This window comes from Sulfurimonas sp. (assembly GCF_028713515.1).
Classification (GTDB): Bacteria; Campylobacterota; Campylobacteria; order Campylobacterales; family Sulfurimonadaceae; genus Sulfurimonas.
This window is the reverse complement of sequence record NZ_JAQTOD010000005.1, coordinates 44,720-64,964: the sequence shown is the minus strand read 5'-3', so window position 1 is coordinate 64,964 and position 20,245 is coordinate 44,720. Positions and strand designations below refer to the sequence as shown.

Below are 20,245 nucleotides of genomic sequence, written 5' to 3'. Positions count from 1 at the left end.
GGAGAGCATGATGAAAAAAATTATAATAGCCCTATTTTGCTCACTTCCTATCTTTGCTTCAGTTCATGTAACTGCGGCTTATCCATATATTGGGGAGCTAGTAAAAACAATCGCTAAAGACAAAGTGGAAGTTAGCGTTATCGCTCAAGCCTCATCTGATCCTCATTTTGTGACTCCTAGACCTTCATATATTGGAATTTTACGAAATAGCGATTTGCTGATTTTAAATGGTGGCGACCTTGAGATTGGTTGGATTCCACCACTTTTAGCGCAGTCAAACAACCCTAAAATTATTCAAGGAGCATCAGGTTATCTTGATCTCTCAAAATATATCAAACTAATTGATAAACCAACAAACTTATCTCGCGCTGGAGGCGATGTTCATGGGGATGGAAACCCACACTACTCGCTAGACCCTCACAATATGCTAACTTTAGCAAAAGTGATTATGCTAAAACTCTCAAACTTAGATTCTGCAAATAAAAATAGTTATCATGCAAATTATGACGCATTTGCTCTGCACTGGGGCGAAAAACTAGCACAATGGGATAGTAAAATGGGGTCTTGCAGAAACAGTAAACTAGTGCAGTATCATGAACTCTTCAGCTATTTTTTAAATCGCTACTCCATAAGCACAGCCTCTACTATTGAGCCACTTCCAGGAATATCGCCAAACTCTAAACACTCAATGGAGCTAATCGGATTGATTAGAAATGAGAAGATAAAACTAATCATCCAAGATGATTATCATGAGACAAAATCAGCACAATTTATAGCTGAAAAGTCAGGCGCGAAAGCGGTTATCCTGCCTCATGATGTTGGAGCATTGCCAAATACAGCATCACTTGAAGCGCTATTTGATACGATTGTTGCAAAAATATGTCAACCATAGAAATCCTACTCCCTGCACTAGGCTTAGCGTTTTTACTTGTTGGAATTCATACCATTTTTGGGCTTGAGATAATAAAAAGAGGAGTTATCTTTACAGACTTAGCCGTTGGTCAGCTCTCAGCAGTTGGAATCGCCGTAAGTGCTACTTTTTTTAGTGGAGAAAAACAGGTCTTGCTGAGTCTTATTTTTGCACTCACTGGAGCACTACTCATTACATACGCCAATCGAAACACTCGCCATGTTGAGGCTTTTATAGGCCTTCTTTATGCGCTTGGCGCATCTGCGGTGATGATTGTTCTTAGCTCTGGAAGTGGTGGGGATGAGCTGTTTAAACAGTTGATGGCAAATGATATTTTATTTGTTAGTAGCGGTGAAGTTACAAAGTCAGCACTGACATACGGCGCTGTCGCCCTGCTCTACTACACGCTCTATCCAAGGCTAAGTGGATTCTTTAAAGAGCTATTCTTCTTCTCGCTTTTATCAGTTACGGTAACCTCATCTGTACAACTAGCTGGTGTTTTAGTTGTGTTTACACTCTTAATTGCCCCGGCACTAGTTGCTCTTTTGCAAAAGCGACTTAATCCACTGCTTTTTGGCTGGATTTACGGATGGTTTTTCATCTCACTAGCACTTTTTTTATCCTACCATTACGACTGGCCAACTGGATATAGCATTGTATTTGTAGGTACGCTTATAACGCTAATCTTGGTTTTGTTTATGGAAAAAAAGAGAGAGGTTAATAATTAAGGGTGCACACCCTTAATGCTAAAAATTGGCCTTAATTGTTAAGTCAACTTCATCACGAACACACATAAAAACCATACACGGCATCTTCATGCCATAATCGCTAAATAACATTTTTGACTTTGCTTCTATAGTTAGCCCGCCATCTTTTGCACTGATTTTTGCATCAGCACTCATTGGTTTTTCTACTCCATGAAAATTCATAACTCCATTGATTGCGTAGCCATCACCTTTCTTAACAACTGAAGAGATTGTAAAAGATGCTACTTTAAACTTGTCAGTTGCCATATCTTTGTACATATTTGTATCTCTTTTGCTGTTATCACTCTTAAAAAGAGTCAAATCAACCCAAAACTTTCCCTTTAGTGATGTTACATCCTCGCCATCCATACTAACTTCTCCATGAAGAGAATTGCTCGATGGATCAATTGTCTTATCCATTGCCATCTCTGTGTGAGCCGCAACTGAACCTTTTTTAAGTTCTAAATTTCCAGCCAGAAGCGGAAATACCAAAAATAATGCTAAAACTAAATATCTCATTTTTATCCTTTAAATTTAAACTGCAACTCAATGGAAAAATCCACCGAGGGCAATCGCTAAACCAGCACCAGATGCAACCCAGCCAACAAAAATCATCATAAAAGAGAGCTTCGTTAAACTCATCTCTTTTGTCAGCGTAGTAAAAACAACAACATTATAATAAGAGATAACAAACGGATAAACCATTGCAAGCGCAAGAGGCAATTCAAGATATGAAACAGAGTAACTCCCCACAAAAAGTAGAGCTATAAATATATGTTTTTTGTAATTTGGCATCTTTATAAAGTAGCCACCAAGAAGCCCTAAAATATGAAAAGCTATGATAACAAAAGTGTAGTTTGACCATATATTTATGTTGCTGTGTCTTAATAGCGTCTCAAAAAGATTAGAATCCAGAAGTATCCATAACATTAAAAGCAGGTATGAAGCTATAGGAAATGACTCTCTCTTATTTTCTGTTTGAACTCTATATTTTCGCAACACAACCGCACTAAAGAGTGGAATTAGCGTAAAGCAAACCGCCATCCAAATTCTGCCGTCTGCGCTAGTCTTAAAAAGATATGTACCTGTTGAATAAGCAATTGCCAGAGCAAAAAAGAGCTCTTTTTGCTGATGTGACTTAAAGAGATAAATCCCCAAAGGAGCCATCATTCCAACAGAGAGACCAAGCAAAACAAGAGTGAAAAGGTTGTATTCTGGGTATGAAAAAGAGAGTAGTAGTTGCAGAAGAAGAGCCAGCATGATTTTATGAATTGGATTTGTTATCTTCCCCCAAGAAAAACCACTCATAATCGTACCTGCTACACCGCCCATAAACATTGGAAAAAGAGTCAGCATATCTGAGTGAAAATGCGCCACTACTCCAGTTTGAATGATTAGAAGATAGTAGCTTAGCTCAAATCCTAAAAGAAGTGCTAAAGCGCTCGAGTATATCATAGGCGATTTCTAAAAAGCATATAAATTAGTGCGTAAGATACATCATAAAAACCGACAAGCAGACCTAATATATCAATAGTGTGAAGATAAAAGAGAGATAAGAAAATAGTTCCTGTGATAAGACGAGCTATTGAGGTGAGCCATGCAAAAAGATGTGCATCTCTATAGACTCCAACCAGATGCAAGATACCGACAAAACCCATAAAACCAAAGACAAGATAATACTCTTGAGCAAATTTAAACCCTAAAAAATCAAACAAAAACGGCGCAGATAAAAACAAAATCATGGCACCCAAACCATCAGAGGCAAAACCGTTTAGATGGTAAAGTGTCAGTGCGTTTGCTTTTGGTAGTTTCATCTCTTTAGTTATAAAATAAAAAAGCCCTCCAACAGCTAAAACTCCGCCTACAAAGCGTATTTGAAGCATCAAAACTATGTCAAGATTTATATATCCCGCTTCACTAAAACCAGCAATTGTTAGCGAGAAAAATATAACTCCCACAACTAAAAACCAAAAATTTGCAAACTTTTGAGGCAGTTTGTAGAAGTAACTAAGCAGACTAAGCGCCATAAAAAAGATACCAACTCCGATGGCGACATGAGCATGTGCCACAACCAGATCATTTCTGTGAAAAACCCAACGAATCTCCGGGATAAAGAGAATATTTCCTTGAATCATGACAAATAAAAACGCCCAGATAGAGATGATGAGATAAGCATCTGACCTAAGAGTAAGCTTGGCATCTATGCACCACTTCACAAGCAGAGGCAAATAAGCAAAAGTCAGCCACTGATAAACCCACTCTTCACCATAAGATAGCTCACCTCTAAAAATACGAGTTGCGATAGATGCAGCATAAGCAACCAGCGGTAAAACCCAAAATATATGCCATTTTGGAATAAATTTCTCTTTTGTGTGAAGTTTTATAAGAAGATAAAAAAGAGGAATCAGCGTAAAACTCATACCCAGCGTATTGTCGCCATGAGGACCTGATAGTGTTTTTTCAACTTGACCAAAAGTTGGATTCATTAAAACTAAAAGCGAAATTGGAGCTATAAAAAGCAGTGTTTTAGAGACTTTTACCCAAAGTGGCACTACCTTGTATTGCTTAATGATTTTAAATATTGCAACAATATAAAAAATACCAGAAGATGCTAGGATAAAGTTGAGCTCATAAGCAAAATCATAAAATGGCAAACCTCTCTGCACGCCAAGCAAAATTGATACAACAGCCATAAATAAAAATAGATGCCATAAAAAGAAGTAGGTTTTTAGTGGCAAAACAGCGCCATCAAGATTTAAACCATCTCTGCTAAAAAGCGCAAAAGGAAGGAGCGAAAGAGCGAGCATAACGGGACCATAAAGCATAAGCGTTATATGCAAAGAGCGAGCAGTTGTTGGCTCAAGAAGCGTTTTGTCAAAAAGAGTAAAACCGATGAGTTGCGCCGAATAGAGCGCTCCAACAAAAACAGATGCTAAAAATATCCATGCCCAAATAGGAACAATGTCATGAATAAGCTTATTGAATTTTTCCATCTATTAGCCTTACTGTTTTAGTTGCGTACTTTTGGACTTTTAAATCATGTGAAGCGACAACAACGGTCGTGCCCTGCTTTAAAGCTCTTGCCAAAAGCTCATACACAATTTTGCTATTTTTAGAATCCAAACTCCCAGTCGGTTCATCAGCAAAGATAATTTTTGGTTCATTAATAAGTGCCCTTGCAAGAGCGACTCTCTGCCTCTGACCACCTGAAATCTCATTTGGATAGCGGGCGGAGAGTTCCAAAATACCCAAATCACTCAAAAGAGCATTTATGTTTTGCTTTTTATCATCAAGTGCCGCAAGGGCAATATTTTCATAAATGCTAAGATAGTTTATGAGGTAGTGAAACTGAAAAACAAAACCTATCTTGTTTTGACGAAATTTGTCAATATCTGCAATTTGCCCAACCGGAGTGTTATCCAAAAAAAGCTCTCCATGAGATGGCTTTAGAAGCGTGGAGAGAATAGAGAGAAGTGTAGATTTGCCACTTCCGCTATCTCCGCTCAAAAAAACAAACTCGCCATCTTTTACTTCAAAAGATATATCATAAAGCACTTGCTCAGAACCATAAAAGTGCGAAATATTGGAAACTTTTATCATGAGCATCCTTGATTTATTAGCAAAATAGGGTCTGTCTTAGAAGCAATCCACGCAGGAATCAAAGAGCCCAGAAGTGCCATAACAAGAGTAGAAATAAGAACTAAAAGTGCCGTTTGCATAGAGAGCGTGCCATTTACATACCCTTGAAGCATCTCGATGTGTGGGAGCATTGTCAATATTATTAGACTAAGGATGAGAGCAAAAATATATGCCGAAATACTCATAATCAGAGTCTCAAAAAAGAGATTCTTGATAATAAAAAATCTACTTTTCCCGAGTGCCCGCATAATACCAAACTCCTCTTTTCGAGAGTTTACTATCATACTCATAACCGAAGCAATCCCCATAAGCCCCATACTGAAGGCTAAAAATGAGATAACAAAAGATGAATTTTCAATAATCTTAAACTGGTTGTACTCTTTTATAAAGCTCTTTGTTGTTTTTGCCTCAATGTCACTACTCAACAATGAGATGCTCTTTACTAAATCATCTATCTCTTTTGGCTCTTTTACAGATACCAAAATAAACGACGCAGAGCGGTTAAAAAGCAAGCCAGCATCCTCTATATTCATGACAACACCGCCATCTTCAAAACCAATATCGCTATTGTAAACGCCAGAGATTTTAAAGTTCTTGCTTCCAACATTTATGCTTTTAGTGACAAAATGTTTAGACAGCCCTTTTCCTAAAATTACCTCGCCATCTTTTGGGTACTCTCCGCTCTCAAGCCTATAGTGAGAAAAGTGATTTTTAGTGGTTCCGTAAATCCCAGCAATGGGAATATGCCCGATAGGAGAAGCTCCGACAATCATCGCATAACTGCCAGATACCCCTTTTATGCCATTTACTTTATCCAGAAGTGAGATATCTACATTTGAGAAAAAAGTGTCTGAGATACCCTTTTGGGTTATGATGATATCCCCATCAGTTTTAATCATCTTCGAGTACATCCCGATTATGCCAGCAGAAACGGAACTAATAAGAAAAATTGCCATCACCGCAATAGTGATGGATGAAAATATTAGCAGACTCTTAAATGGATTTTTACTAAGTGCTTTTAGTGAAATCATTTTTCAATAGCTGATTGCAACTCTTGTTTTGTAGAGATATATGAGATGCTCTTAATTTTATCTCCATCTATAAAAAGAAGTGTTACTTTATCTTTTTTGTTCGGAACAACCTTATGAAATTTCTCATCATAATGAAGATAGATAAGATGCTTATACTTTTTTAGTTTTGGCAGAGCAAACATATTTGTAACAAGTGTCGGCATCTCATGAATATCAGCTATAAAAGTGGAGCCATTTTTCATAAGATAAAATGGCTCTTTCGTTGCCAAAAATTCATTTACAAGCGCTCCGGTATCCTTTTCAAAAGCAACAATAATAAGTTTTGGTTTTTTAGAGATCTTCATCTCTCGCCCTTGTGGGGTCTCAAACTTAAATTCATTTAAAGCACCAAGAGGCGAACCAACAACAAGCTCTCCTGCGCTCAGAGCCATAACACTTAAACATAAAGCTAGTAGAAACTTCTTCATTTTTTTATTTCCTTTTGATAACTGTTTTTTAAAAAATAAACACAATGTATATTGGTTTATTGTACAACATAAATATTAATTAAACACAAATGATAGAGTTTTCTCTTACTGCCACTGCTCTTGAGTTATCGTCACATCGCCCTTATCACTATGCAAACTCAACTCCTTATCGCTGATATTGCACTGAAGACGCATTGACCTCTCATAAAGTTTTTCGATTCCCTCTGCGTGCAAATGGATAACGCTTAAATTTTTAAATCGTGCAAAAGTTGCCGCGTTTTGCTTCCACCACGCTGTTGCGCTGTTAGTGTTGTAGGTATAAACGATTACTTTTTTGCTTCTGCCGCAAGCTTTTCGCAACCGCTTCTCATCGACCTGCCCCAAATCTATCCACAACTCTATCTCGCCGCCGTAGTTTTTCTCCCACAGTTCAGGTTCATCATCGCCTCCGATACCTTTAGTAATTACCAATCTCTCGGATGCATTAAGAGCAAAAGCCGCAAGACGAATCATAAGCCTCAAATCAGTCTCTGATGGGTGCTGTGCTATCGTGACATCATGTGTCTCATAATAGTTCCTATCCATATCAGCAATACTAAGTTGCGCCTTGCATATCGTAGAACCTGCCGCCATATTAACTCCTTTTTATTGTGAAACTATGACATAAGGGGGCTTAGAGGTAGGCTAATTAATCGTTAAAACTGGGATTTGACTTGAGGCTTTATATCTAGCTTTTATACCCCAATATCCCAAGCCATTTGTAACATATAGGTTTGTTTTATTGTATCTATAGAGTCCTGAAAAATATGGTTGAAAGAGTTTTACAAGAATGGTAAATGGGAAAAATTGCCCGCCGTGTGTGTGTCCGCTTAGTTGGATATCCACACGATAAGAGCCAATATGCTCTACATCTTTTGGTTGATGGGCTAAAAGAATTGTCGGTAAATCTGGATTTAATTTCAAAAAGAGCTCTTTTGGCATTCGTTTTATACCTTTTAAAAAACCATATCTATCACTTAGTCCAACCAACTGTATCAATAATTCTTTGATTTTTATTGTAACTATGGCATTATCTAGACAGACGATGCCACTTTTTTCCATGAGCTCCTCTAGCTGTTTTACCCCATAAATAATGTCATGATTTCCGCTAACAAAATAGGCTGGAGAGTTTAGTGAAGCAAATGTCTTTATCTGCTCTTTTACACCAAATGCATTGACTTCCAATATGTCGCCAGTAAAAACAACCAAATCTGGAGCTAGCTCATTTATTTTTTCAACTAACTCTGCAAGGTACTTCACACTTACTTTTTTTGTCAAATGCAGATCTGATAGCTGGACAATCTTTATACCACCAAAGACCAAATCATCGCTATCTATAAAAACGCTCTTAAATGGAAAGTATCTCCATCCTACCTGCAGGGACATCTTCTATTTGCCTATTTTATGTGCATTATCCACTCATTAAGCGCTGGTTTAAGATCTTCAAGCTCCAACTCATCACCTTTTGGTATTATCTTTATATCTTTTATTACACTCATGCTTTGTGAAATAACCTCTTTTGTTTGAGCATCAACTAACCGTTTTTCACCCAAAAGTCTAACATCGCCATCCATATAAACATTAGCAGAAACTACGCTAAGCCCCAACGATACTGGCGAAAATTGACTCCATTTTTCATCATCTGGATGAACCTCAACAACAGAAATTGCACTCTCTAACACCAAAGTATCCTCATCGCTTTTCTCAACCAATCTATATTTACCGCTGTTTTGGATGCTTTTTTTATACTCCGCATTCAAATAGTCGCCTATCTCTTTATAAAGTTTTTTCTGTAACGCAGTTTGCTGTTCTGGCTCAATTGTCGAAATTACCTGCACGGCAGAAACGATAACATTTTTATACTCTTTTGCACTCTTTTTCAGAACTATCTCATGGTCTGATTTTTTGTTAAAATCTACAAGTTTCTCAAACGATTTATAATCTTTAAAAAAGCCAGAATTCTTTGCCTGTGGACTTCTGCTCATACATCCACTCATAAAAAAAGCAAGTAAGGCAACTGTCAATATAAACGACAATCTCATATTTTTATCCTTTTTTATAAAATAATATCATTATATTTTAATAATATGCGATTTACTGTAAAATTGCACCAACAAATTTAAAGGCTATAAATTATGAGCATTTACAGAGAGTATGATATTCGAGGGATTTTTGAGCAGGAACTAAACGAACAAAGTGTTACAAAAATCGGCTATGCGTTAGCTGGCAAAATAGATGGCGAATTTGTTGCGGTTGGATACGATGCAAGAAGTCACTCTCCTATCCTCTTTGAGTACCTTATCTCTGGACTTAATGCCGGTGGCAAGAAAGTTCTGGATATGGGGATGGTTCCAACTCCTGTGAACTACTTTACAAACTATCAGGAATGGAGCGGTATTACTCCATCGGCATCAGTCATGATAACAGGCTCTCACAACCCAAGTGAGTACAACGGTTTTAAAATCACAATTGACAAAGCTCCATTTTTCGGCGAAGATATTTATGCTCTGGGAAGAGAATGCGATATCATTAATTTTCCGCCAAAGGCTCCAAGAGAAGTTATTAAAATAGATGCTCTCTCAAAATATGTTGATTTTTTAGTTAGTGAATTTTCCCATCTTGCAAGTATGCCGACCCGCATTGTTTATGATTGCGGAAACGGCGTTGCTGGTGTTGTAACCGAGAGAATTTTTAGTGCTCTAAAACTCAATGCAAAAGGGTTATTTGTCAATCCTGATGGTACATTTCCAAATCACCATCCAGACCCATCGGATGAACACAACCTAGAAGATATAAAAAAACTTTTAGCATCTGATGGCGATATCGCTTTTGCTTATGACGGTGATGCCGATAGAATCGCAGTTTTAACTCACAAAAACAACATAAAGGGCGATATGATGGCTCTTTTGTACGCTATGAAAATGGACAAGCCGACAGTAATCGGAGAGGTAAAATGCTCTCAGGTTATGTATGATGAATTAGAAAAAAGAGGCGCTAAAGCCATTATGTATAAAACTGGTCACTCAAATTTAAAGGTAAAAATGAGAGAGACAAACGCAGATTTGGCTTGTGAAGTTAGTGGACATATCTTTTTCAAAAATCGCTACTTTGGCTATGATGATGCCATTTACGCAACGCTTAGAATGTTAGAGTTAGTTCATGATGGAATTGATTTGGATGCAGAGCTAGCAAAACTGCCTCTTGTTTTCTCAACCGAAGAGATAAAAGTAAAAACAACCGAAGCAGAGAAGTTTAAACTTATGGATAGAGTAAAAGAGCTTTTAAAAGCTCCTCCTGCCTATCTTCCAGCTATAAAAGATATTATAACTGTTGATGGTGTTCGTATAAACTTTGAAAATGGCTGGGGCTTGGTGCGAGCTAGCAATACAACACCCATCTTAGTAACTCGCTTTGAATCGACCTCGCAAGAGGATGTAGGACTTTATGAAAAAACCATAAATAAACTAATTTTACAAGCCAAGGAAACCCTATGAAAACTCACACTCTGCTAATGCCTCTAGATATGCACCTTCATCTTCGCGATGGCGTGATGCTAGAGACCGTCGCACCATTAAGTGCTTATAGTTTTAGCGGTGGAATAGTTATGCCAAACTTAGTTCCACCGGTTGAGACGCTAGAGGATGTTAGAGCCTATAAAGAGCGGATTATGGCGACGATTCCAAATGACTATTTTGAGCCGTACATGACACTCTTTTACAAAAATTATGATAAAAAGTTTTTAGCTTCCGTGTCTAACGACATTATGGCAATAAAACTCTATCCAGCTGGTATTACCACTAATTCTGAAGGAGGCGTTTCATCTTTTAATATTGAGGAGATGCGTGAGACTCTTGAAGCTATGAGTATTTTAGGGATTCCTCTTTGCGTTCACGGCGAGAGCGATGGTTTTGTTATGGATAGAGAAGCAGAGTTTATGAGCGTTTATGAACTTTTGGCTAAAAACTTTCCTGATTTGAAAATTATTATGGAGCATATCACGACAAAAGAGGCTGTTGAGATGCTGGATAAGTATAAAAATCTCTACGCTACCATAACTGTTCATCATCTCATCATAACGCTTGATGATGTTGTCGGCGGAATGATGATGCCACATAACTTCTGTAAACCAATCGCCAAGCGACCAGAGGACAAAGAGGCGCTTCTGAGTGTAGCACTAAACGCTCATCCCAAAGTAATGTTTGGTTCAGATTCAGCGCCTCATCCTCAAGATAAAAAAGAGTCCGCTGGATGTGCAGCTGGAGTTTTTAGCGCTCCCATCGCTCTTCAACTACTATGTGATGTTTTTGAAAAGCATAACAAACTAGAAAATCTTCAAACTTTTGTGAGCGATAATGCACAAAGCATCTATAAAATCTGCCCAGAGTTCAAAGAGATAATCTTAGAAAAAAGAGACTTTATTGTACCAAATATCTATGGAACTGTTGTTCCGATGTACGCTGGAAAAACCATCAACTGGGCAATCCAAAGCGTTGAATAAAATCTTACTTCTTGAAGATGATGTCCTTTTTGCAGAGACTCTTGTAGATTTTTTAGAAGAGAGTGGCTTTGGTGTTATTCATTGCGCAAATGGTCAAAGTGCTCTAGATACAACATTTGAGCAAAAGTTTGACCTCTATCTACTGGACATAGCCGTTCCCCTTGTGGACGGCGTAACCCTCCTAAGAGAGCTAAGAGAATCAAACGACACAACTCCTACTATCTTTTTAACATCCCACAAAGACAAAGAAGTTTTAAAAAAGAGCTATGAGAGCGGCGGCGATGATTTTGTTACGAAGCCATTTGATGCAAATGAACTTATATTTCGCATAAATGCGATTTTAAAACGAACAAATAAGATAAATAGATTCTCAGACTTACTTTATCACGACGAAACTCATAAACGAATTCTATATAAAAATACGGAGATTGAGCTCTCTAAAAAAGAGTACGACCTTCTTCTTCTACTTATGAAACACTCTGGCAAAACTGTACCAAAAGAGCTTATCTTAAACGAACTATGGAGCAGTTCACAAAGCACTAGCGATGGAGCAGTAAGGGTTTACATCAACCGCATCAAACAGCTTCTGCCTGAGATAAACATAGAAAATATCCGTGGAATCGGTTACAAACTTGTTTCATAACCACCGCATAAATATTTTTATCTACTACACCCTAACGGCTGTTTCACTTTTGGGTATTTTATACTACTCTTTGATAGTTTTAGAGACAAAAAACTACCCAGTTCTACTTCTTGTTTTAATAAACCTAGTTATTTTTGCTGGAGTTATTATCTCCAAGCTATCAGTTGACCCACTTTTAGAGCATATTACAAACCTGCAAAACCTCTCAAAAGAGACTCTTCATGAGTTAAATCTTCCAATCAGCACCATCACAACAAACATAGAGATGATAAAAAAGAGCCTAAATGACCCAAAAGATTTGAAGCGGATTCAGCGGATTCAGAGTGCTTGTGATATGCTAAAAGAGCGTTACAATGAACTTGACTACATGATAAAACTCCAAAGTTCAAGTGTGGTTCACGAGGAGATTCAACTTTGTAAGCTCGTTCAAAGCAGAGTTGATTTTCTCTCTCCTATCTACTCTCAAGTAGAGTTTGAGCTAAATCTAACCTCAACAAAGGTACTAAACGATAAGATTGGATTATCAAAAGTCATAGATAATCTTATTGACAATGGTATCAAATTTTCACAAAGCGTTAATAAAATCAGTGTAAAATTAGAGGCAAATACTCTATCCATACAAGATTATGGTTGCGGGATGGACGAAGTAGAGCTTTTGAGTGTTTTTGACAGCTACTATCAAAACAATAAAGATATACGAGGTTTTGGTATTGGACTTAGCATGGTAAAGAGATTTTGTGACACAAACGACATTTTATTGAACTTCAAATCAAAACCAAATGTTGGTACAACAGTTACACTTAAATTTAAGGAGAGTTAATGCAGGATAATTTTTTAGTTTACGCAGAAAAAGGTATTGATTACGGAGTTATGGGGCTTTTAGTGCTTATGAGCGTTGTCACGGTTTGGCTTTTTATAGAGAGAATGATGTTTTATGCAAGCATTCGTTCAAGCGACTATGAACACAGAGACACTCTCGAGATGGATTTAACGGACAACATTAGCGTCATCAGCACCATCGGCTCAAATGCTCCCTATGTCGGACTCTTAGGAACGGTTCTTGGAATTATGCTTACTTTTTACACAATGGGTGACGCCGGAGCAGTTGATGCCAAAAAAATTATGACAGGCCTAGCTCTTGCTCTAAAAGCCACCGCCATGGGTCTTGTTGTTGCTATGCCAGCCATCGTTGCTTACTCTATACTTCTGCGAAAAGTGGAAAAAATACTCACAGTTTTTGATGTAGCTCAAGATAAAAAAAGCAACTAAAATGGTGAAATTTAAAAAACAGCGAAAAAGATTTGATGAGATAAATGTTATTCCGTTCATTGACATTATGCTCGTTCTTTTAGTTATGGTTTTAACAACAGCGACGTTCATAAACCAAGGCATCATTCCAGTTGATCTACCAACCGCAAAAGGCAGCACAAAAGAAGAAAACAAAAAAGAGGTAACTATTTATGTTGATGCAAAAGGCGAGATTCATTTTCAGAATGAAAAAGTTGATTTAGTGGCACTAGAGAAGAGACTCTCCGATATCTCAAGAGATCAAACGGTAATTTTAAGAAGCGATAAAGAGTCTAAATTTCAAGATTTTGTGAGTGTTATGGATATACTCAAGCGCTTAAAGCACGAACAGCTCTACATAGTGACAAAAGAGAATTAGTAGCAAAAAATTAACATATAATTTTCACTACGAGTCCATTTTACCAATAGCACACGAGACAAAACTTTTTGCACCCATAGTAAATTTTTCTATTTTGCTTAACTCATCCGTAGTGAGCGGATAACCGAGTGCTCTTAGCTTTTGGCTTAGCATTTGTATCTCACTCTCTTTTACCTCCAGAGTAATCTTTCTTGGATCAGACTCCAAATCAACCTCAACCTCTCCAAAATCCTCAGCCAAACTTTTTTTAAGGGTATTGGCACATCCACCACACTTAACATTTAGTATCTCAAAAGTTTGTCTCATAATCTATCCTTTGTTGGTATTGTAAGAGCTAGTAAGCTTTATCCAACAGCTTTAGCTTATTACTTAAGTTATCATCTTTTTGTATAACCTGCTCTCTTTTTTCTATCTTTGCTGTGTTGTTTTGCTCAATACTAAAAACTTTTTTTTCAACCTTAGAGACATCATAAAAAAGCGTACTTGCTATAAAAAAAAGTATCATAATAACCACAACGCTAACATAAAGCAGTATGTAGTTTTTTATGTGACCTGACTCAAATGGATTTTGCATTTTCTCTCTTTTTCTGTTTCTGTAAGATTATACAAAAAAAGAACGGCGAAGCAGGTTAATCAAAGATTAAAAACCAATTCTTAAGATTGTATAATCGGTTTGGTTTGGTATAATATAATTCAAAAAAAATTAAGGAATATTGATGCAAACAACTCTATTTAAAGGCACGACAGTAAAATTAGCTGGAAACGCAATCAGTGTAGGGGACAAAGCACCAGTTGTTAGTGCAGTTGGAACTGATTTAAAAGCTGTTTTTGTTGGAGGAGCAAAAGATAAAATTCAACTCATCATCACACTGCCTTCGCTTGACACGGATATATGCGCCTCAGAGACAAGAAGATTTAATGAAGATGTAAACAATCTTGATATTTGCGAAACAACAGTTATATCAATGGATTTACCTTTCGCATCAGAGAGATTTTGCACAACAAGCGGCATTGAAAATCTAACTGTTGCAAGCGATTATATAGATAAAGATGTCAGCAGAGCGTATGGGGTTTTGATGGATGACAACGCATTAAAAGGGTTAAGCGCAAGAGCTGTTTTTGTAGTTGATAGAAGCGGAGTCATTGTCTACAAAGAGATTGTAAAAGAGGTAACCTCTGAGCCAAACTATGAAGCGGCTCTTGAAGCTATAAAAGAAGCTAGATAAAAAAATTAAGCCACATTTTGTGTGGCTTAAAACTACATCATTCCAGGCATACCCTGCATTCCAGCATTCATATCATTTTTAGATTTGTCTTCAGGTATCTCAAAAATTGCCGCTTCGGTTGTTAAAAGCAGGCTTGAAACAGAAGTAGCATTCACAAGAGCAACACGAGCAACTTTTAGTGGGTCAATGATTCCTGCTTCAAACATATCAACATATTCGCCTGTTGCTGCATTAAAACCTACATTTGCACTTGTTGCATTCTCAACCGCATTCACAACTACGCCGGCATCATATCCAGCGTTCTGCGCAATCTGCTTCATAGGCGCTTTGATGGCACGAAGAATGATTTCACAACCTATCTTCTGGTCTCCAGAAAGTTCAAGATTAACTTTGGCGCCAGCACGAACAAGAGCAGCTCCACCACCAATAATAATTCCCTCTTCAACAGCCGCTTTTGTAGCTGATAGCGCATCATCAACGCGATCTTTTCTCTCTTTCATCTCAGTCTCAGTCGCAGCGCCAACTTTTATAACAGCCACACCACCGCTAAGTTTTGCCAATCGCTCTTGAAGTTTCTCTTTGTCATACTCACTGCTTGTTGCATCTATTTGAACTTTAATCTCTGCTATTCTTGATTTTACTGACTCAGATGAACCAGCACCATTTACTATAACAGTATTATCTTTATCAATAATAATACGAGAAGCTTGACCCAACATTGCTATTGTAGCGCCCTCAAGCGTGTGCCCCGTCTCCTCAGAGATTACCACACCAGCAGTTAAAATCGCAATATCTTGAAGCATCGCCTTTCTTCTATCGCCAAAACCAGGGGCTTTAACGGCAGATATATTTAAAACTCCACGAAGTTTATTTACAACCAAAGTTGAGAGAGCCTCGCCCTCAACATCCTCAGCAATTATCAAAAGTGGACGAGAAGTTTTTTGAACCTGCTCTAAAACTGGAAGCAGATCTTTGAGTGAAGATACTTTACTGTCGCAGAGTAAAACCCAAGGATTATCAATCTCAGCAACCATCTTTTCTGTATTTGTTATGAAATATGGACTCAAATAACCTCTATCAAACTGCATACCCTCAACAACGATAAGCTCATCAGAGATACCTTTAGCTTCCTCAACAGTTATAACGCCATCTTGACCAACTTTTTCCATAGCTTCTGCAATCATATTTCCAATTTGCTCATCAGAGTTTGCAGAGATTGAAGCAACTTGTGCTATATCTTGTTTACCATTTACAGCTTTTGAAGATGCTTTTAGATTCACTAAGATTGCTTCGCAAGCCTTATCCATACCACGCTTTATCTCAACTGGATTTGCTCCGGCAGTTATATTTCTAAGTCCTTCAGTAAATATTGCATTTGCTAGAACAGTAGCCGTTGTTGTGCCATCTCCTGCCTCATCAGCAGTATTTGAAGCAACCTGCTTTACAAGCTGAGCACCCATGTTTTCCATCGTGTCTTTAAGCTCAATCTCACGAGCAACAGTAACACCATCTTTTGTTATTATCGGACTCCCGTAACTTTTTTGTATTAAAACATTACGACCACGAGGCCCCATCGTTACTTTAACGGCATCTGTTAATTTCGCAACTCCACGAGCAAGAGCATTTCTTGCATTATCTGAAAATATTATCTCTTTTGACATATTGATTCCTTTATTTTATTATTATTTACAAGAGAACAGCCGCCATAAATGAGCAGCAAATCCCCGTCTTTTTAACATCTAGCAAATGTAACCCAAACTTTGAACTGCTTTATGCCTATCGGCCAATCTCTAAAAATTATTTTACTATTCCAAAAACATCTTCCGTGTTTATTACTATAAATTTTTCGCCATTCAATGATATTTCACTGCCTGAATATTTTGCAAAAACTACTATATTGCCGCATGAAATATCACTTACCTCTTGACTAACTGCCACAACTTCACCTCTTGACGGTTTTTCTTGAGCATTATCAGGAATAATGATACCGCTAGCCGTAGTGTTTGACTCTTCGATTCTTTTTATTAAAACTCTTTTACCTAATGGTTGAAAATTCATATAAACTCCTTATGAAATATAATTTACAAGCGCAATACTACTCAAAAAAAGGCAACAATGTCAATATCTTTAGCCTTAAAGACTAAAGGTTACTAACAAAATACACTCAATAAACTTTAGTATATTAAATATACATAATTAATATATATGAAATTTTTATTAATTTAATTATTTCTATATAGTCTTAGGTAAGTTAAAGTTTAGCAAATGTATAATTCCGCTCTTACAAACAGATGTCAGGGTAGCTCAGCTGGTTAGAGCACTGGTCTCATAAGCCGGGGGTCGGGGGTTCGAGTCCCCCCTCTGACACCACTTGTTAGTATTGTTAAACATTCCGAATTAGCTCAGCGGTAGAGTAGGTGACTGTTAATCACTTGGCCACTGGTTCGAATCCAGTATTCGGAGCCACCACATTTATAACCTCACAAACAAGCACTTTTAATCAATTAACTCGGCTCTCGGTGTCGTTTTAGTGCTATTTAGTGCACTACTATTTTCCAAGAATGTAACCCTTTTCTTATTGTGTTTTTTAATATCTAAACAGTAATCTTGATACCATTTCAAAAGTAAAATTATACATTGTGGGAGCTGATGATAAAAACTACCTTCTTAATCTTTTTTACCATATTTGCAACAATAAGTTTATGTTCAGATGTAAAGTGGATTCCCATCAAACCAATAAGCACAAATGAGTCTCAAAAACAAGATACAAATAAATCTAAAACTGGGACAGTGCTCACAAATGGTTCCATTAGCGGAATCAAAGTTATTGAGTATCTGCTGGATTATAAAAAAGGCAAAGAGAGTCTAGATGAGAGAAATAACAAAAATTGGTATATTCTTGACACAAAAGAAGAAAATTAATTGATTTAGATTTTTAAAACAGCATCGAGACACTCCTTTAAACAAGGAGCGTTTATCCTATGGTGCTTGATGTTTAATATTTAATTTTATGAGATAAATCGTACTCACCAAAGAGTGGTGAGCAGTTAGAAAAAAGGTTTAATTACTAAATATCTCTCTCTATAACTCTTTTAAATGTATTGAAATAGTTATCTTTTAGCTCTTCCATACTCATCTCCAAGTTGTTGATTATGATACTATCTCCGCCGACTATACCGATTTTATGATTTGGTAAAATTCCTGCCATTGATTCAAAATCAGCACAATTTTCCTGTTTTACTTCTATAATTGCTCTACTCATGCTCTCTGCAAAAATATCTCTCTCATCATTTACAGGCATTCTAACATCACAGCCAAATCCAGATACCGCAGCCATTTTAGCAAGTGTGATAGCCACACCGCCACTGCTTACATCTTTTGCGGACTCTAGCATGCCTTTTTTGTTTGCTTCTATAACCAAATCCCAAAGAGCAAGTTCATTTTCGTAGTCTATCACAGGGATTTTGCCAGCAACAGCGCCACAAATCTCTTTCATGTAAAGTGAACCACCAAATTCAGAGTTTGATTCGCCGACAAGATAAAGAGTGTTTCCCTCTCCTTGAAAACTTGACATCAAAACTTTGTTTGCATCATCGTTAACACCAACAGTCGCTATTGAGGGAGTTGGAAAAACAGAAACGCCATTTGTTTCGTTATAAAGAGACACATTTCCACCGATTACTGGCGTTGTAAGTTCCAAACAAGCCTCTTTTATACCCAAACAACTCTCTGCAAACTGCCACATAACTTCTGGATTTTCTGGATTTCCAAAGTTTAGACAATCCGTAATAGCAAGTGGTCTAGCTCCACTCATAGCAACATTTCTACCGCTCTCAATAACAGCAGCTGCAGCTCCAGCTTTTGGGTCGATATAACAGTAGCGAACATTACAATCAGCGCTCATAGCAAGCGCTTTTCCATTCTCTTTTACTCTGATAACAGAAGCATCAAGCATTCCGCCTTTTTTTATAGTGTTTGTTTGTACCATTGAGTCATATTGAGTGTAAATCCACGATTTATCTACAACTTCCATAGATTTGGTAAGCTTACTAAATGCCTCTTTGTTTGACACTCTCTCAAAATCATCAATTGTAACATCCGCAATTTTGTCCAAATACGCTGGGCGACTCATTGGACGGTTCAGAACTGGGGCTTCTTCACTAACAGGATCCACTGGAACCTCAGCCACTCTCTCTCCATGCCAGAAAAGCTCCATTTTTCCAGTTGCAGTTACTTCGCCAACAACAGCAACATCCAAATCCCACTTTTCAAAGATTTTTATAATCTCTGATTCACTCCCTTTTTTTGCACAAAGCAACATTCTCTCTTGGGATTCACTTAACATAAACTCATAAGGAGTCATTCCCTCTTCACGAGCCGGAATGCGGTCAAGGTGCATTATCATACCGCTGCCGCTTCTTCCCGCCATCTCAAAAGATGAAGAGGTAAGTCCAGCAGCTCCCATATCTTGAATACCCACAACATGTTCAGTTTTAAACAGCTCTAGACAAGCTTCGAGCAAAAGTTTTTCAGTAAATGGATCGCCTACTTGAACGGTTGGGCGAAGAGATTTGCTCTCCTCTGTAAAACTATCACTGCTCATGACAGCTCCACCTAAACCATCTCGTCCTGTTTTAGCACCGACATAAATTACCGGATTTCCTATACCGTCAGCTCTTCCATAAAAAATCTCATCAGATTTTGCAAGCCCCAAAGTAAAAGCATTTACAAGAATGTTACCGTTATAGCACTCGTCAAAACTGGTTTCACCGCCGATAGTCGGAACACCCATACAGTTTCCGTAACCACCGATTCCCTCTACAACACCGCGAACAAGATACCTCTGATGAGCAGAAATTTTATCATCATTTAAAACATTACCGAATCTAAGAGCATTTAAGTTTGCAATAGGTCTTGCTCCCATAGTGAAAACATCTCTCATGATTCCACCAACACCAGTTGCGGCACCTTGATATGGCTCTATAAAACTTGGATGATTATGTGACTCCATCTTAAAAACAGCAGCATATCCGCCACCAATATCAATTACTCCAGCATTTTCACCAGGACCCTGAATTACCCATGGAGCCTTTGTTGGAAAACCACTTAAATGAACTTTTGAAGATTTATATGAGCAGTGTTCGCTCCACATCGCAGAGAAAATACCAATCTCCACCAAGTTTGGTTCACGACCTAATATTTTTTTTATATGTGTGTAATCTTCATTTGAAAGCTTGTGTGATTTAAGTACTTTTTCTATATCTTGAAGTTGTTGGCTCACGGATAGTTCCTGAAATTTTGGTTTTACCAATGTCATGCACCAAAACGAACTAGTACATAACATCAGTTTTTAAGGGTGGATTATATCTAAATGGGTGTA

General features: G+C 37.6%; 24 protein-coding genes and 2 tRNA genes. 12 read left to right on the top strand and 14 right to left on the bottom strand.

Annotated elements, in window-relative coordinates; genetic code table 11:
* Positions 1 to 10: 10 nt before the first annotated feature.
* Both PHV22_RS10010 and PHV22_RS10005 read left to right on the top strand, forming a co-directional pair.
* Positions 11 to 892 (top strand): zinc ABC transporter substrate-binding protein, encoded by an 882-nt coding sequence (locus PHV22_RS10010; RefSeq protein ID WP_295023324.1) that lies wholly within the window; start codon positions 11 to 13, stop codon positions 890 to 892.
* On the top strand, positions 880 to 1,638 hold the full coding sequence (locus PHV22_RS10005; RefSeq protein ID WP_295023326.1) for a metal ABC transporter permease: 759 nt from the start codon (positions 880 to 882) through the stop codon (positions 1,636 to 1,638). Before PHV22_RS10010 ends, PHV22_RS10005 begins: the two co-directional genes overlap by 13 nt.
* 18 nt (positions 1,639 to 1,656) lie before the next feature.
* Here PHV22_RS10005 and PHV22_RS10000 read toward each other — a convergent pair whose 3' ends face one another.
* The 9 genes from PHV22_RS10000 to PHV22_RS09960 form a co-directional block, all read right to left on the bottom strand.
* Positions 1,657 to 2,175 (bottom strand): YceI family protein, encoded by a 519-nt coding sequence (locus PHV22_RS10000; protein WP_295023328.1) that lies wholly within the window; start codon positions 2,173 to 2,175, stop codon positions 1,657 to 1,659.
* 27 nt (positions 2,176 to 2,202) lie between these two features.
* A complete protein-coding gene (locus PHV22_RS09995; protein ID WP_295023330.1) occupies positions 2,203 to 3,111 on the bottom strand; it encodes a hypothetical protein in 909 nt (302 codons plus the stop codon).
* Positions 3,108 to 4,649 carry a hypothetical protein gene (locus PHV22_RS09990; protein WP_295023332.1) on the bottom strand — a complete coding sequence of 514 codons (1,542 nt, stop codon included), beginning with the start codon at positions 4,647 to 4,649 and terminating at the stop codon, positions 3,108 to 3,110. The genes PHV22_RS09995 and PHV22_RS09990 overlap by 4 nt, the downstream gene beginning before the upstream one ends.
* Positions 4,633 to 5,256, bottom strand: a complete 624-nt coding sequence (locus PHV22_RS09985; RefSeq protein WP_295023334.1) for an ABC transporter ATP-binding protein — start codon at positions 5,254 to 5,256, stop codon at positions 4,633 to 4,635. The genes PHV22_RS09990 and PHV22_RS09985 overlap by 17 nt, the downstream gene beginning before the upstream one ends.
* Entirely contained in the window at positions 5,253 to 6,326 is a 1,074-nt protein-coding gene (locus PHV22_RS09980; protein WP_295023336.1) for an ABC transporter permease, read from the bottom strand. Before PHV22_RS09980 ends, PHV22_RS09985 begins: the two co-directional genes overlap by 4 nt.
* A complete protein-coding gene (locus PHV22_RS09975; RefSeq protein ID WP_295023338.1) occupies positions 6,323 to 6,793 on the bottom strand; it encodes a hypothetical protein in 471 nt (156 codons plus the stop codon). Before PHV22_RS09975 ends, PHV22_RS09980 begins: the two co-directional genes overlap by 4 nt.
* A 105-nt stretch (positions 6,794 to 6,898) precedes the next feature.
* Positions 6,899 to 7,426, bottom strand: a complete 528-nt coding sequence (locus tag PHV22_RS09970) for a YaeQ family protein (RefSeq protein ID WP_295023340.1) — start codon at positions 7,424 to 7,426, stop codon at positions 6,899 to 6,901.
* A gap of 51 nt (positions 7,427 to 7,477) precedes the next feature.
* On the bottom strand, positions 7,478 to 8,218 hold the full coding sequence (locus PHV22_RS09965; RefSeq protein WP_295023341.1) for a metallophosphoesterase: 741 nt from the start codon (positions 8,216 to 8,218) through the stop codon (positions 7,478 to 7,480).
* Positions 8,219 to 8,229: 11 nt separating this feature from the next.
* Positions 8,230 to 8,874, bottom strand: a complete 645-nt coding sequence (locus PHV22_RS09960) for a DUF3313 family protein (protein WP_299947446.1) — start codon at positions 8,872 to 8,874, stop codon at positions 8,230 to 8,232.
* Between the two features lie 93 nt (positions 8,875 to 8,967).
* On the opposite strand from PHV22_RS09960, the gene PHV22_RS09955 reads away from it, so the two are divergent.
* Genes PHV22_RS09955 through exbD form a run of 6 tightly spaced genes read left to right on the top strand, consistent with a single transcriptional unit; the run spans position 8,968 to position 13,639 of the window.
* Positions 8,968 to 10,326 (top strand): phosphomannomutase/phosphoglucomutase, encoded by a 1,359-nt coding sequence (locus PHV22_RS09955; protein ID WP_295023345.1) that lies wholly within the window; start codon positions 8,968 to 8,970, stop codon positions 10,324 to 10,326.
* Entirely contained in the window at positions 10,323 to 11,330 is a 1,008-nt protein-coding gene (gene pyrC, locus PHV22_RS09950) for a dihydroorotase (RefSeq protein WP_295023347.1), read from the top strand. Before PHV22_RS09955 ends, pyrC begins: the two co-directional genes overlap by 4 nt.
* On the top strand, positions 11,323 to 11,973 hold the full coding sequence (locus PHV22_RS09945; RefSeq protein WP_295023349.1) for a response regulator transcription factor: 651 nt from the start codon (positions 11,323 to 11,325) through the stop codon (positions 11,971 to 11,973). The genes pyrC and PHV22_RS09945 overlap by 8 nt, the downstream gene beginning before the upstream one ends.
* On the top strand, positions 11,963 to 12,793 hold the full coding sequence (locus tag PHV22_RS09940) for a HAMP domain-containing sensor histidine kinase (RefSeq protein ID WP_299947442.1): 831 nt from the start codon (positions 11,963 to 11,965) through the stop codon (positions 12,791 to 12,793). Before PHV22_RS09945 ends, PHV22_RS09940 begins: the two co-directional genes overlap by 11 nt.
* Positions 12,793 to 13,242: a TonB-system energizer ExbB gene (gene exbB, locus PHV22_RS09935; RefSeq protein ID WP_295023352.1), complete on the top strand. Its 450-nt coding sequence runs from the start codon at positions 12,793 to 12,795 to the stop codon at positions 13,240 to 13,242. The genes PHV22_RS09940 and exbB overlap by 1 nt, the downstream gene beginning before the upstream one ends.
* A 1-nt stretch (position 13,243) precedes the next feature.
* Complete coding sequence (gene exbD / locus PHV22_RS09930) at positions 13,244 to 13,639, top strand: TonB system transport protein ExbD (RefSeq protein ID WP_295023354.1); 396 nt, start codon at positions 13,244 to 13,246, stop codon at positions 13,637 to 13,639.
* 27 nt (positions 13,640 to 13,666) lie between these two features.
* On the opposite strand, the gene PHV22_RS09925 is transcribed toward exbD, so the two are convergent.
* Positions 13,667 to 13,945, bottom strand: a complete 279-nt coding sequence (locus PHV22_RS09925) for a heavy-metal-associated domain-containing protein (protein WP_295023355.1) — start codon at positions 13,943 to 13,945, stop codon at positions 13,667 to 13,669.
* Between the two features lie 28 nt (positions 13,946 to 13,973).
* Positions 13,974 to 14,213, bottom strand: a complete 240-nt coding sequence (locus tag PHV22_RS09920) for a hypothetical protein (RefSeq protein WP_295023357.1) — start codon at positions 14,211 to 14,213, stop codon at positions 13,974 to 13,976.
* A 142-nt stretch (positions 14,214 to 14,355) separates the two neighbouring features.
* Between PHV22_RS09920 and tpx the strand changes: the two genes are divergently transcribed.
* The gene (gene tpx / locus PHV22_RS09915; protein ID WP_295023358.1) at positions 14,356 to 14,865 is read left to right on the top strand and encodes a thiol peroxidase; all 510 of its coding nucleotides are present in this window, start codon (positions 14,356 to 14,358) and stop codon (positions 14,863 to 14,865) included.
* A gap of 32 nt (positions 14,866 to 14,897) precedes the next feature.
* Here tpx and groL read toward each other — a convergent pair whose 3' ends face one another.
* Both groL and groES read right to left on the bottom strand, forming a co-directional pair.
* Positions 14,898 to 16,526: a chaperonin GroEL gene (groL, locus tag PHV22_RS09910; RefSeq protein WP_295023359.1), complete on the bottom strand. Its 1,629-nt coding sequence runs from the start codon at positions 16,524 to 16,526 to the stop codon at positions 14,898 to 14,900.
* A 136-nt stretch (positions 16,527 to 16,662) separates the two neighbouring features.
* Positions 16,663 to 16,923: a co-chaperone GroES gene (gene groES, locus PHV22_RS09905; protein WP_295023361.1), complete on the bottom strand. Its 261-nt coding sequence runs from the start codon at positions 16,921 to 16,923 to the stop codon at positions 16,663 to 16,665.
* A gap of 235 nt (positions 16,924 to 17,158) precedes the next feature.
* Between groES and PHV22_RS09900 the strand changes: the two genes are divergently transcribed.
* The 3 genes from PHV22_RS09900 (at position 17,159) to PHV22_RS09890 (ending at position 17,787) form a co-directional block, all read left to right on the top strand.
* Positions 17,159 to 17,235, top strand: a tRNA-Met gene (locus PHV22_RS09900).
* 21 nt (positions 17,236 to 17,256) lie between these two features.
* A tRNA-Asn gene (locus tag PHV22_RS09895) sits at positions 17,257 to 17,331 on the top strand.
* A gap of 183 nt (positions 17,332 to 17,514) precedes the next feature.
* A complete protein-coding gene (locus PHV22_RS09890; RefSeq protein WP_295023363.1) occupies positions 17,515 to 17,787 on the top strand; it encodes a hypothetical protein in 273 nt (90 codons plus the stop codon).
* Positions 17,788 to 17,932: 145 nt separating this feature from the next.
* On the opposite strand, the gene purL is transcribed toward PHV22_RS09890, so the two are convergent.
* Entirely contained in the window at positions 17,933 to 20,146 is a 2,214-nt protein-coding gene (purL, locus tag PHV22_RS09885; protein ID WP_295023452.1) for a phosphoribosylformylglycinamidine synthase subunit PurL, read from the bottom strand.
* Positions 20,147 to 20,245: the final 99 nt, after the last annotated feature.